At 62.9% G+C, this 11,336-nt stretch carries 12 protein-coding genes; 3 read left to right on the top strand and 9 right to left on the bottom strand.

The features are described from left to right. Both J0I64_RS19640 and J0I64_RS19635 read right to left on the bottom strand, forming a co-directional pair. Window positions 1-785 (bottom strand): GTPase (locus J0I64_RS19640; RefSeq protein ID WP_291411434.1); only part of this gene is annotated, 785 nt, incomplete at its 3' end. 22 nt (window positions 786-807) lie between these two features. Then, window positions 808-1,566, bottom strand: coding sequence for a tetratricopeptide repeat protein (locus J0I64_RS19635; RefSeq protein WP_291411432.1), 759 nt, complete (start codon window positions 1,564-1,566; stop codon window positions 808-810). Between the two features lie 161 nt (window positions 1,567-1,727). Here J0I64_RS19635 and J0I64_RS19630 point away from each other — a divergent pair, with 161 nt between their 5' ends. Then, window positions 1,728-2,885 (top strand): acyltransferase, encoded by a 1,158-nt coding sequence (locus J0I64_RS19630; protein WP_291411430.1) that lies wholly within the window; start codon window positions 1,728-1,730, stop codon window positions 2,883-2,885. Here J0I64_RS19630 and J0I64_RS19625 read toward each other — a convergent pair whose 3' ends face one another. Further along, on the bottom strand, window positions 2,886-3,494 hold the full coding sequence (locus J0I64_RS19625; RefSeq protein ID WP_291411427.1) for a hypothetical protein: 609 nt from the start codon (window positions 3,492-3,494) through the stop codon (window positions 2,886-2,888). A 232-nt stretch (window positions 3,495-3,726) separates the two neighbouring features. Between J0I64_RS19625 and J0I64_RS19620 the strand changes: the two genes are divergently transcribed. Next, the gene (locus J0I64_RS19620) at window positions 3,727-4,239 is read left to right on the top strand and encodes a hypothetical protein (protein WP_291411425.1); all 513 of its coding nucleotides are present in this window, start codon (window positions 3,727-3,729) and stop codon (window positions 4,237-4,239) included. Window positions 4,240-4,320: 81 nt separating this feature from the next. Here the strand turns inward: J0I64_RS19620 and guaA are convergent, their stop codons facing one another. Further along, window positions 4,321-5,892, bottom strand: coding sequence for a glutamine-hydrolyzing GMP synthase (gene guaA / locus J0I64_RS19615; RefSeq protein ID WP_291411423.1), 1,572 nt, complete (start codon window positions 5,890-5,892; stop codon window positions 4,321-4,323). A gap of 150 nt (window positions 5,893-6,042) precedes the next feature. On the opposite strand from guaA, the gene J0I64_RS19610 reads away from it, so the two are divergent. Then, on the top strand, window positions 6,043-7,266 hold the full coding sequence (locus J0I64_RS19610) for an acyltransferase (RefSeq protein ID WP_291411420.1): 1,224 nt from the start codon (window positions 6,043-6,045) through the stop codon (window positions 7,264-7,266). On the opposite strand, the gene J0I64_RS19605 is transcribed toward J0I64_RS19610, so the two are convergent. From J0I64_RS19605 to guaB, 5 genes are all read right to left on the bottom strand, one after another. After that, on the bottom strand, window positions 7,259-7,741 hold the full coding sequence (locus tag J0I64_RS19605) for a TspO/MBR family protein (protein WP_291411418.1): 483 nt from the start codon (window positions 7,739-7,741) through the stop codon (window positions 7,259-7,261). The genes J0I64_RS19610 and J0I64_RS19605 overlap by 8 nt on opposite strands. Before the next feature lie 62 nt (window positions 7,742-7,803). Continuing rightward, window positions 7,804-9,093: an RsmB/NOP family class I SAM-dependent RNA methyltransferase gene (locus J0I64_RS19600; RefSeq protein WP_291411416.1), complete on the bottom strand. Its 1,290-nt coding sequence runs from the start codon at window positions 9,091-9,093 to the stop codon at window positions 7,804-7,806. Window positions 9,094-9,096: 3 nt separating this feature from the next. Beyond that, a complete protein-coding gene (locus J0I64_RS19595) occupies window positions 9,097-9,462 on the bottom strand; it encodes a VOC family protein (protein ID WP_291411414.1) in 366 nt (121 codons plus the stop codon). Between the two features lie 3 nt (window positions 9,463-9,465). Further along, window positions 9,466-9,891 (bottom strand): MAPEG family protein, encoded by a 426-nt coding sequence (locus tag J0I64_RS19590; RefSeq protein ID WP_291411412.1) that lies wholly within the window; start codon window positions 9,889-9,891, stop codon window positions 9,466-9,468. Window positions 9,892-10,002: 111 nt separating this feature from the next. Beyond that, window positions 10,003-11,336: IMP dehydrogenase (gene guaB, locus J0I64_RS19585; RefSeq protein WP_291411410.1), on the bottom strand; the 1,334-nt coding region annotated here is incomplete at its 5' end.

Below are 11,336 nucleotides of genomic sequence, written 5' to 3'. Positions count from 1 at the left end.
GTTCGGCCTTCCCATTCCCACGGCACGAGAATGGAATCGCGGGTGATGCCGGCCTCGGGACAGCCGAGCACGCGATCTTCGCCAACCATGCGGTTGACCAGGGTCGATGTGCCCGCATTGGGACGGCCAACAATGGCGACGTTGAGGTAGCGGCGCGGGTTCCAGCGCAGGGTCGCGTCGTCGCCTTCCCCCTCGAGCATGTCGGGCGTGATGTCGACATCGACCTCTGGGAGGTGATCGAGATCGTCCACGGCACCGGCAGATTCTTCTGCGGCCTTCTTTTCGGCGGCAGTGTCGATGGCGGCGGAGACGATGGAATAGAGTTCGGAAAGGCCCAGACCGTGTTCAGCCGAGAGCGCGATGGGTTCGCCGAAGCCAAGCTTGAAGGCCTCCACCAGACCATGCTCGGCCGATTTGCTTTCAGCCTTGTTGCCAACGAGGTGTACGTCCTTGCCGGCCTTGCGCAGCACCTGGGCGAAGCGCTGGTCGAGCGGCATGACGCCGGCGCGGGCATCGATCATGAAGAGAATGACATCGGCTTCGCGGATGGCCAGCTCGGTCTGCTGGCGCATGCGGTCTTCAAGCGACCCGTCCTTGACGTCTTCATAGCCGGCCGTGTCGAGCACGCGGAAGGAGAGGTCAGCGATGTGCCCTTCGGCCTCGCGACGGTCGCGGGTCACGCCCGGCGTGTCATCGACGAGCGCAATCTTGCGGCCGACGAGGCGGTTGAACAGGGTCGACTTGCCGACATTGGGGCGACCGACAATGGCTACTGTGACCGTCATGGTCGCTCCCTAGCTCGTCTTGTTACTGTGCGGCGGGCGCCGGTGCAGGCGCAGCTTCGTCGCCATCCACGATGGCGTCGAGAGCCGTGGCGGCCGCTTCCGCGTCCGAGGGCGTGTCGTCGGAGATGAGACCGGCGGAGGTCATCTGGGCGAGGTAGTAAGCAACGCGATTGCGGATGCCTTCCTGGGCCAGTGGGTCGTTGAGCACGGCCTCGAAGGTCGTCTTGGCAGCGGCGGCATCGCCGGCCTTGAACTGGGCGAGGCCGATCAGCTCGCGGGCAACGCGGCGCATCGGATTGGCATCGGTTGCGATGGTGCTGACGCGAGCTTCGACATCGGCGAGGCTACCGGTATCGACGAGGATCGTCGCGGCCTGCAGCAAAGCGAGTTCACGCAGGCGGACATTCGACTGGGCATTGGCGATGGCGTCATAGGCGGCCACCGCACCAGCAGCGTCACCCGACTTGGCAAGGAGCGAGGCCTTGGCGAATTCGGCAAGGACCGGATAGCCACCCGAACCATTGGCGGCGAGCGTATCGAGCTCGGCCTGGGCGGCGGCCAGGTCATCCTTGTTGGCGCTGTCGAGCGCGGCATAAAGCTCTTCGGACGAGCGGGCCGACTGGCTGTTAGAGTACCAGGCCCAGCCTTCGTTCACCGCAACGACGGCAACAATGGCCACGGCCGCGCCGATGACGAATGGCGCAATACGGCGCCAAAGCGCACGCATGCGGTCGGAGCGGAGCTCCTCGTCAACTTCACGGAAAATATTGTCCTCGGCCATGTCGGTCTCTGGGTCTCAAGCAAATCCGGGGCACGTTTATCACGCTGCCCCCGGAATGCAAATTGCACAGCGCAAAAGCGGGGTTATTAACCGATGTCATGACATTAATGTCTCTCGGTGCCGCGAACGGACTAGATTGCAGCCGTGGCAGAGATTTTCAGATGACCGCCAGACGCGATCAGACCATCGACATGTTTCGCGGGATCGCCATCCTGCTCGTCGTGCTGTTTCATTTCACCGCACGACTGCCCGCCTATGCGCTAAACATCACCGAGGGCGCGCCGCTGCCGGTGTTTTTCGGCTGGGTGGGGGTCTATTTCTTCTTCGTCATCTCGGGCTACTGCATCTTCATGACGCTCGAGCGTTCCGAGACCGTGGGCGTTTTTCTCGCCCGGCGCATTTCGCGCATCTACCCCGCCTTTGTCGCAGCGGTGCTGATCCTCTTCGTCTTCGGGCTTGTCGCCTACATCCCCTCAGTGCCGGAAGCAAAATTCCACGTCATTCCACCGAACCTGCTCGATGTGGTGATGAACCTCTTTTTCATCGGCGAAATCGGTGAATGGGTCGACGGCTCATTCTGGTCGATTGCGGTCGAGGTGAAATTTTACCTGCTCGTCGCGCTTCTAGCCGGGATTTTCCATGACCGGTCGCGGTTTACGCAGGTCTTTGCCTGGCTCGCGCTGGTGATGGCACCGGTCTGGGCGTTTTCGACGTTCTTTTCCTATCTCGGCAGCGGACCGGTCACGCCGCAATCGCTGCTTAAATTCCTCGCCATTGCGCCCTATCTGAGCTTTTTCGCCGTGGGCATTCTGGGGCGGCAGTTCGAGGCCGGCACGAAGGGCACCGGCAGGCTGCTCGCGGCCAATGTCGTGGTTTCGACCATCGTGGTCTGGATCGAGGCCTATTCGTTTGAACTGCACGATGGCTGGTTGACCGCCACCATTTGCGCGCTGGCTTATGCCGCTCTTGTGGCGCTGTTCCTGCGGTTTGTGATGGGCAAGCCGTTTCCCACCATTCCGGGCCTGTCACGCGGGATCGCTCAGATCGGGCTCCTGAGTTTTTCCTGGTATCTGATCCACGAGAATGTCGGGATCAGCATGCTGACGACGCTTGATCTCTATATGCCGGCACATGTGGCGCTGCTGGCCACTGTGATCGCAACCTTCCTCCTCGCTATCTGCTTTGCGGCCCTCTTCGAATGGCGGTTCAGAAAACCGGTGGAACGGCTCGCCATGGCGGTGCTGGACTGGATCGGCCAGCGGGTCAGGTGGCTGGCGCCTTTGCGCTCGGCGCCGATGGCGCAGCCGGCAGCGGAATAATCAGAATTTCAGCGGCCAGGATGCGATGTGTTCCAGCCGCCGCACCCCGGTGATGCTGTGCACCAGCCAGAAACGGTCGGCGCGGAAGCGGACGGGTTGAGCCAGCCGTTTGGATTCAAGCCAACCCTGCTGATACCAGACGGTGATGTGCGGCTCGAATTTCAGCGGGCCAACGGGTAGCCCATAGCGGCTCATCTCCTTTCGGAGATCACGGTAGAGATCTTCCGCGCCGCGCGGTGGGGACGAGCAACGCAGGACAATGGCGTATTGGCGACGTCCGCTGTCGTCCTTGGGGCCTTTCCAGGCCTCCATCATATCGAAGCACAGGTCGAACGAGGAGCGCCGCATGGCCGCCCCCACCTCGATGGCATCATCAAGCAATTCGGGCGCTGTCAGCTCACCATCCGGCAGGCGATTGAGCGAAATGTGGAGGCGGTCGGCAGCCGTCACCCGGCGAACGCCGCGCGGCCGCGCCCAGCGCTCCGCCCGATGCTCCAGCTCCTGGGCCAGTTTCGGTGGCGGCAGGATGGAGTAATAGGATCGGAAATGCGATGCGGTCCGCGGATGGGCAGTCTGAACGTTGCCAAACATATCACGATCGATATCCATTTTGCCGGCCTATTTGTTCTCTCTTTGTTCCGTTTGTTTTTAACGCCTACGTGGGTGTCGAGTCAATCGGAGGGGGCGGGTTATCACAGCGGCCGAAGGCTTCGCCGAATTGCGACGAACTGCTTTCTGGCTTGTTAACCCTTCAGAACGTCGCCGCATTGTGGGTGACAGAAGGCCCCACCATCTTGTCGGTCAGGAGTTGTCCGGTCGTGCAGACTTGAGGGAGCGCGCGGTGAGTTCGAGTGCGAAAGTAGAAATCTATCCCGGTGAAACAAGCACCGTGGAAGAGACTTTGGCTCTGGCAGATGAATTCAGAAAGGCGGCCGAGGCGCTGGCGGGTATCCGTCAGACAGGACAAGCAACATCTACGGCGCCCTTCAGGCTATTGTGCATCCACGCCATCGAGCTCTATCTCAACGCATTCTTACGCTCGGCCGGACAGCCGGCGCCCGCCATTCGCGGGCTGCAGCACAATCTGGCTGCGCGACTTGAGCTGATCGACAAATATGGATTGGTGCTGCGTCATCGGACGCGGCTGCACCTGGCGACTGTCTCGGCGAACCGGGAATATCTCGCGAGCCGCTATGATCCCGATGCGACCACGCCATCGCAACTCAACCGGTTGCAGGCGACGCTGGCGGAAGTGCGCCTCAAGGTTTTGAAGCGACTGGAGGAGCCCAAGCCGGTCGTCTTGGCGCGGGCTCCTGCTTCAGTCGGTCGTGCCGGGCTAGCCCTGCGGGCGTAGCCCGGTCGCAGGGCTCTTCGAGCGCAACTTTCTAAAATCAGTCCACCGGAGTGATTTTGCGGCGCGATGCGCCGCCGAAAGTTACTCCCACTCGATCGTGCCGGGGGGCTTCGACGTCACGTCATAAACGACGCGGTTGATGCCGCGGACTTCGTTGATGATGCGGGTGGCGGTCTTGCCGAGGAAGTTCATGTCGAACTGATAGAAATCGGCGGTCATGCCATCCACGGAAGTCACGGCGCGGAGGGCGCAGACGAACTCGTAGGTGCGGCCATCGCCCATGACGCCGACGGTCTGGACGGGAAGCAACACGGCAAAAGCCTGCCAGATCTTGTCGTACTGGCCGGACTTGCGGATTTCGTCGAGATAGATCGCATCCGCCTGGCGGAGGATGTCGAGCTTTTCAGGCGTGATACCGCCGGGGCAGCGGATGGCGAGGCCCGGCCCCGGGAAGGGATGACGGCCGATAAAGCTATCGGGAATGCCGAGTTCGCGACCGAGGACGCGAACTTCGTCCTTGAAGAGCTCGCGCAGGGGCTCGACGAGCTGCATGTTCATGCGCTCGGGGAGACAGCCGACATTGTGGTGGCTCTTGATGGTGACCGAGGGGCCGCCGGTGAAGGAAACGCTTTCGATGACGTCGGGATAGAGCGTGCCCTGGGCCAGGAACTGCGCGCCGCCAAGCTTCTTGGCCTCTTCCTCGAACACTTCGATGAAGAGACGGCCGATGATCTTGCGCTTGGTTTCCGGGTCGGACTGGCCTTCGAGTTCGCCGAGGAACTGCTTGGACGCATCGACATGAACCAGCGGAATATTGAACTGGTCGCGGAACATGGTGACGACCTGTTCGGTCTCATTGAGACGCATGAGGCCGTGGTCGACATAGATGCAGGTGAGCTGATCGCCGATGGCTTCGTGGATCAGCACGGCCGCAACCGAAGAGTCGACGCCGCCGGAGAGACCGCAGATGACCTTGCCGCTGCCGACCTGCGCGCGGATCTTTTCGATCATCTTCTGGCGGTAGGCCGACATGGTCCAGTTGGACTGGATGCCGCAGATCTGGTGCACGAAATTGGCGTAGAGCTTTGCGCCATCGGGCGTGTGCACCACTTCGGGGTGGAACTGCACGGCCCAGATACGGCGGGCTTCGTTGGCGATCATGGCGAAGGGCGCGTTGGGCGAGGTGCCGACGACTTCAAAACCTTCGGGGATCGAGACGACGCGGTCGCCGTGGCTCATCCAGACCTGGTGGTCGGTGCCGGTCGACCAGACGCCGTCATAGAGAGCGCTCGGCTTTTCGACATGAACGTCGGCGCGACCGAATTCGCGGTGATGGCCGGCTTCGACCTTGCCACCCAGCGCCATGCAAAGCGCCTGCTGGCCGTAGCAGATGCCGAGGATCGGCACGTTGGCGGCGAAAACCGAGGGATCAATGGTCGGAGCGTTTTCATCGAGCGTCGAGGCGGGACCGCCCGACAGCACGATACCCTTGGGGTTCAGGGCCGCGACGGCTGCGGCCGCGGACTGGAAGGGATGGATTTCGCAGTAGACTCCCGTTTCGCGAATGCGTCGCGCAATGAGCTGCGTGACCTGCGAGCCGAAGTCTACAATGAGGATGGTGTCTTGGGCGGGGGCGGTGTCTGGGTGCGGCATGGCGAGGCTTTAGCCCCAGCCAAAAGATTCCGCAAGCACCTGCACTGCAAGGCTGGACTGACGCAACAGCAAGCGGCACAACCTCGCCCCGGAGGATCGACCGGCGCCGCGATGCGTTAGGGCGAAAAGGCCTTTGCAGGACCATGCGCGATGACCACTGACAACCGACTGCTCGGGGCGGACTTTCTAAGAGCCACCGCATGCCTTGGCGTGCTGCTGCATCACCTCGCCTTTCGCATGGATATGAAGGCGGTGCCCGATGCCGCGGAGCCCGTGCTGCGGTTTCTCGTCTATGGCAGCTTTGGGGTGACGGTGTTTTTCGTGCTCAGCGGCTTTCTGCTGGCGCGGCCATTCTGGCTCGCGCTCGATGCGGGCAAGCCGATGCCTTCACTCCGGACCTATGCCTTGCGGCGGCTGGCGCGGATCGTGCCGGGGTTTTGGCTGGCTTTGGTGGTGAGCCTGCTGCTCGACCTGTGGCTGGGCGGCAAGGTGCTCGATGGTGAGCGGATCATCCGCTTTGTCGCGGGGCTGTTTCTCGTCAGCGACTGGCATTGGGTGACCCTGTTTCCCGTCGACAATAATGGGCCGCTCTGGTCGATCGGCTTTGAGGTGACGGCCTATCTGCTGTTGCCGCTGGGCATGGCGGCGGTGTTTGCGCTCAAGGCGCGGCAGTGGCCGGCGCGGTTGGCGTGGCTCGCCGTGATCGGCGCTGCGCTTATTGTTCATCTTCTCGTGGTGCAGTTTGCGCCGATCGACGAGGTGGAGCGTGGCTGGAGCCATGGGCTGGTCGGGGGCGCCAAGGCGTGGATGCCGCGGTTCAACCCCATCGGGTTCTTCGCCATTTTTGCCGTGGGGTCATTGGCAGCCGGCATACAGGTGATGATCCAAAAGCACCGCGGGATCGGCATGGATGTGGTTGGCGGGCTCGCCGTCCTGGCGACCGCTATCATCATGGCAGTGAACATCGGTGGGCTCACCGAGGGTTTTGGCTGGCTCGGCATTCCCTATGCCTTCCCCATCATGCCACTGGCGGTCGGACTCGCGCTCGCGACCCTACCCTCCTCACTCTATCTCGGACGGGTGCTCGACAATGCGTTGGCCCTGTTCATCGCCCGCATCTCGTTCGGCATCTATATCTGGCACTTCCTGATCATGTGGCTGATCGAGAAACTGGTGCCGGGCGCGTTCAAGACATCGGGTGACGAGGGCTGGGAGACCTGGCTGCAGACCAGTGGCCTTGTGCTGGCGGCGACGGTGATCGTTGCGACGCTGAGCTTTTACCTATTGGAGCAGCCGGTGGTGCGCTGGGCGAGAACACTGGAGCGGACCGGCAGGCGCGGGGACGAGCCCGCCGGCGTTCGCGCTGTCAATTGAGGATGCCGATCGAGAGATTGAGCAAGGTCGCAAAGCTGACCCAGGCCAGGTAGGGCACGAACAGGGCTGCGGCAAGGCGATCGCGGTTCCAGTTGACGAGGATGAAGCCGGCGATGGCGAGCCACATCACAACGATGATGGCGAAGGCTGGCCAGATCATCTGGCCGATGAACCAGACCGGCGACCAGGCCCAGTTGAGCAGCATCTGGCCGTACCAGAGCTTCATCGGCGTTCCCGAAGGATTGTCCATGAAGCTGCGCCAGCCTGCGATGGCGATCAGCACATAGAGGGTGAACCAGACCGGCCCAAAGATCCAGTTAGGTGGATTGAAGGGCGGCTTGTGAAGCCCTTCATACCAGGAGCCGGGGATCGACTGCGTGCCGATCAGCGCGCCGATGCCGATGACGGCAACGAGGAAGATCGCCAGAATGATCCAGGAGCGTGGTGTGTGGTCATGCGTGGTGGTGGCGGACATGGGAGGTCCTCTTTTCTGCGTACGCAGATGCATACGCAGAAAAGTGGCGACCGGTTCCCCGCCTAGCCGGCCTTGCGCAAAAGATGGCAGTAAAATCCATCAGTGCCGGTGCGGTGCGGCGTGAGGAGAACGCCACCGCCGGGCGTAGCCAGGCCCGCCGGAATATCGGTGACGAGTGTGCTGCGCCAGGCGGCGGCGATATCGATGCTCGAGACTTCGGGGTGCTGCGCGAGGAGGGCTGCAGCCTGATCGTCGTTCTCTTCGGGCAGGATCGAGCAGGTGATGTAGACCAGCGTACCGCCGGGTTTTACATAGCGCAGCGCTTCTTCGAGGATGGCGGACTGATCGGCCTGGCGCTGGGCGAGGAGTTCAGGGGTCAGCTTCCACTTAGTATCGGGGCGGCGGCGCCAGGTGCCCGTACCGGTGCAGGGTGCGTCGACCACGACACGGTCCATTTTGCCGAGGAGATCGTCGAGGGCGTTGGGCTGGGGCGCGCGGACCTGGGCGTTGCGGACGCCATTGCGCTTCAGACGATCGTAGATCGGCGCGAGGCGGTTGCGGTCGCTGTCAAAAGCAAAAATCTGCCCCTTGTTGCCCATGGTCGAGGCGAGAGCGAGGGTCTTGCCCCCTGCCCCGGCGCAGAGATCGAGCACCTGTTCGCCCGGCTTGGCGCCGGCAAGGGCGGCAACCATCTGGCTGCCCTGGTCCTGCACTTCGAACCTGCCCTTCTGGTAGCCCTCGTCGGTCGTGACATTGGGCGTGCGCGCATCGCGCGGGCCCGCGGGCATGGTGAAGCCCATGAGGGCATAGGCGGTCGGCTCGGGAGAGAAGCGCGACAGCGATTTTGCTACCTTTTCGGGCGTTGCCTTGAGGGCATTGACGCGCAAGTCCAGCGATGGGCGGCCGGCCATGGCCTGGCCTTCGGCGGCGAGATCGTCGCCAAAGGCGCGCGTGAGCGATGGCAGCAGCCATTCGGGCATGTCGGCCTGGATGGCAGGCTCTGCCGTGTCGAGGCTCGCGGTCGCGCCTGCAATTTCTTCGGCGCTGAGGGCTTCGGGGGCGTGGTTATCTTCGGCAAAGGCGGAGTTGAGCGCTTCCGGCGCCTCTTTCCAGTCGCGCAATACGGCCGCAAGGACCAGTGCCCGCGGCGTGTCGGCACCCATGGCATAGGCGTAGGACGAGCGGCGGCGTAGCGCATCGTAGACGAGATTGCCGATGGCGGCGCGGTCGCCGGCGCCGGCAAAGCGATTGTTGAGCCCCCAGGCCTTCAGCGCTTCAGAAACCGGCCGCTTGCGATTTTCGACATCGGCAAGCACTTCGATGGCAGCGGCGATACGGCCGGGAAGGCGCATGGTTCAGGCCTCAGGGAATGAACAGGCATTGACGCGATTACCGGCGATATCGACGAAGTCGAACCAGCTCATGGCGCCAAGCGGATTGATCGGAGTGACCTCGCGACCGTCTTCGGTCAGCGCGTCGTGCAGGGCTTTTAAGTCGGGCGCGAAGAAGTTGAAAGCCACATAGTGCTGTTCGGGCATGTGCTCGACAGGAATGAGCGTCAGAGCGGTCGACCGCCCACCCTCGCCCGCGATGCGGAGACCGATGTGACCAGCGGAACGGAAGACCTCGGTCATGCCGAAAATGCGCTCATACCAGGCGGCGGCTGCGACTGTATCCACGGCGGGAACGAAAATCGTGTCGATGCGAGAGATCAGGGGCATGGCTCAGCTCATGACAATTCGTGTGACGAGCCATAGCCAGAAGAGGGCCAGAACGGCAAGGCCGCCAGAATAGGCGGCAAAGCGCTGCCCGACATTGTTGGTGGTGACGTGAATGCCCGCATGCAGATAACGCAGGAACACGAAGACCCAGGCGAGGATTGCTTCGACCCAGCCGACTGCGCCGAGATGAAGCGCAAGCAAGGCCCCAACGAGGAACAGCACCGGCAGCTGGAACTGGTTGTCAAAGCTGTTGGAGAGCAGCCGCGCCCTGAGGGGATAGGCCGTGCGTTCGACGGCAATATCGGCCATGGCGATTTCGCCGCGCATGACGCGGGGGACCCGCTCGCGCCCAAGCCAGAGGACCAGGACAAAGGCCAGGAGGACCTGAGCGGCCATCGCCAGCATCAGCAGTTTTTCGACGAAAGGCATGGTGTGGTTTCTCCGCTGGAGATTCGATCATGACGGCCAAAGGCCTGCGGCGATATCGAAATCTTGCGGAAGCGGCGGCGCGCGGCAAGAGGCCCGCGCCGCCAAAATGGGTCAGCGACCGCTGCGGTAGTTCGGTGCTTCGCGGGTGATGGTCACGTCGTGGACGTGGCTTTCGTTGAGCGCGGCGCCCGAGATTTTCACAAAGGTGGCGTTCTCGCGGAAGTCTTTCAGGGTATGCGCACCGGTATAGCCCATGGAGGCGCGGAGGCCGCCGGCGAGCTGGTGCAGCACGGCGCCGACCGAACCCTTATAGGGCACCTGGCCCTCGATGCCTTCGGGCACGAGCTTCATCTGGTCGCGCACATCCTGCTGGAAGTAGCGGTCGGCCGAGCCGGCACCCATGGCACCGACCGAACCCATGCCGCGATACGACTTATAGGAGCGACCCTGATAGAGGTAGACTTCGCCGGGGCTTTCATCGGTACCGGCGAGCAGCGAGCCGACCATGACGCAGGACGCGCCACCGGCAAGGGCCTTGGCCATGTCACCCGAGAACTTGATGCCGCCATCGGCGATGACCGGGATGCCAGCCTTGTGGCCTTCTTCGGCGCAGCCCATGACCGCAGCGAGCTGCGGCACGCCCACACCTGCGACGATGCGCGTGGTGCAGATCGAGCCCGGGCCAATGCCGACCTTGACGGCATCAGCACCGGCGCCGATCAGCGCCTTGGTGGCTTCGGCCGTCGCGACATTGCCGGCAACGATGCGGGTGGAATTGCTCTCGCGCTTGACGCGTTCGACGGCTTCCGCAACGCGCACCGAATGGCCGTGAGCGGTGTCGATGACGAGGAGATCGACGCCAGCATCGATGAGGGCCAGCGAGCGTTCGAAGCCGCCATCGCCGACGGTCGAGGCTGCGGCGACGCGCAGGCGCCCCTGCTCGTCCTTGACGGCGTTCGGGTGGAGCTGGGCCTTTTCGATGTCCTTGACGGTGATGAGGCCAATGCAGCGATAGTCCTCGTCGACCACCAGCAGCTTTTCGATGCGGTGACGGTGGAGGAGGATCTTTGCCTCTTCCTTCGACACACCTTCGCGAACCGTGATCAGGTTCTGGTGCGTCATCAATTCGGAAATCGGCTGGGCCGGGTTGGAGGCGAAGCGCACGTCGCGATTGGTCAGAATGCCAACCAGCTTGCCAATGGCGCGGCCACCGGAGCCGCCGTTCTGCACGACCGGGATGCCGGAAATGCGGCTGCGCTGCATGAGAGCGAGGGCATCGGCGAGGGTGGCGTCGGGACCGATGGTGATCGGGTTGACCACCATGCCGCTCTCAAAGCTCTTCACCATGCGGACCTGTTCGGCCTGCTCGGTGGCCGTGAGGTTCTTGTGAATGACGCCGAGGCCGCCGGCCTGGGCCATGGCGATGGCCATATTGGCTTCGGTGA

The organism is Devosia sp., assembly GCF_017307565.1.
In the GTDB taxonomy this organism is placed as follows: Bacteria; Pseudomonadota; Alphaproteobacteria; order Rhizobiales; family Devosiaceae; genus Devosia.
Note: the sequence above shows the minus strand (reverse complement) of the source record. Positions and strands in the feature narration are given on the sequence as shown.

Coding starts and splice junctions, on each gene's coding strand:
- J0I64_RS19635 (WP_291411432.1), bottom strand. CDS start 1,566: ATGGCCGAGGACAATATTTTCCGTGAAGTTGACGAGGAGCTCCGCTCC.
- J0I64_RS19630 (WP_291411430.1), top strand. CDS start 1,728: ATGACCGCCAGACGCGATCAGACCATCGACATGTTTCGCGGGATCGCC.
- J0I64_RS19625 (WP_291411427.1), bottom strand. CDS start 3,494: ATGGATATCGATCGTGATATGTTTGGCAACGTTCAGACTGCCCATCCG.
- guaA (WP_291411423.1), bottom strand. CDS start 5,892: ATGCCGCACCCAGACACCGCCCCCGCCCAAGACACCATCCTCATTGTA.
- J0I64_RS19610 (WP_291411420.1), top strand. CDS start 6,043: ATGACCACTGACAACCGACTGCTCGGGGCGGACTTTCTAAGAGCCACC.
- J0I64_RS19605 (WP_291411418.1), bottom strand. CDS start 7,741: ATGTCCGCCACCACCACGCATGACCACACACCACGCTCCTGGATCATT.
- J0I64_RS19600 (WP_291411416.1), bottom strand. CDS start 9,093: ATGCGCCTTCCCGGCCGTATCGCCGCTGCCATCGAAGTGCTTGCCGAT.
- J0I64_RS19595 (WP_291411414.1), bottom strand. CDS start 9,462: ATGCCCCTGATCTCTCGCATCGACACGATTTTCGTTCCCGCCGTGGAT.
- J0I64_RS19590 (WP_291411412.1), bottom strand. CDS start 9,891: ATGCCTTTCGTCGAAAAACTGCTGATGCTGGCGATGGCCGCTCAGGTC.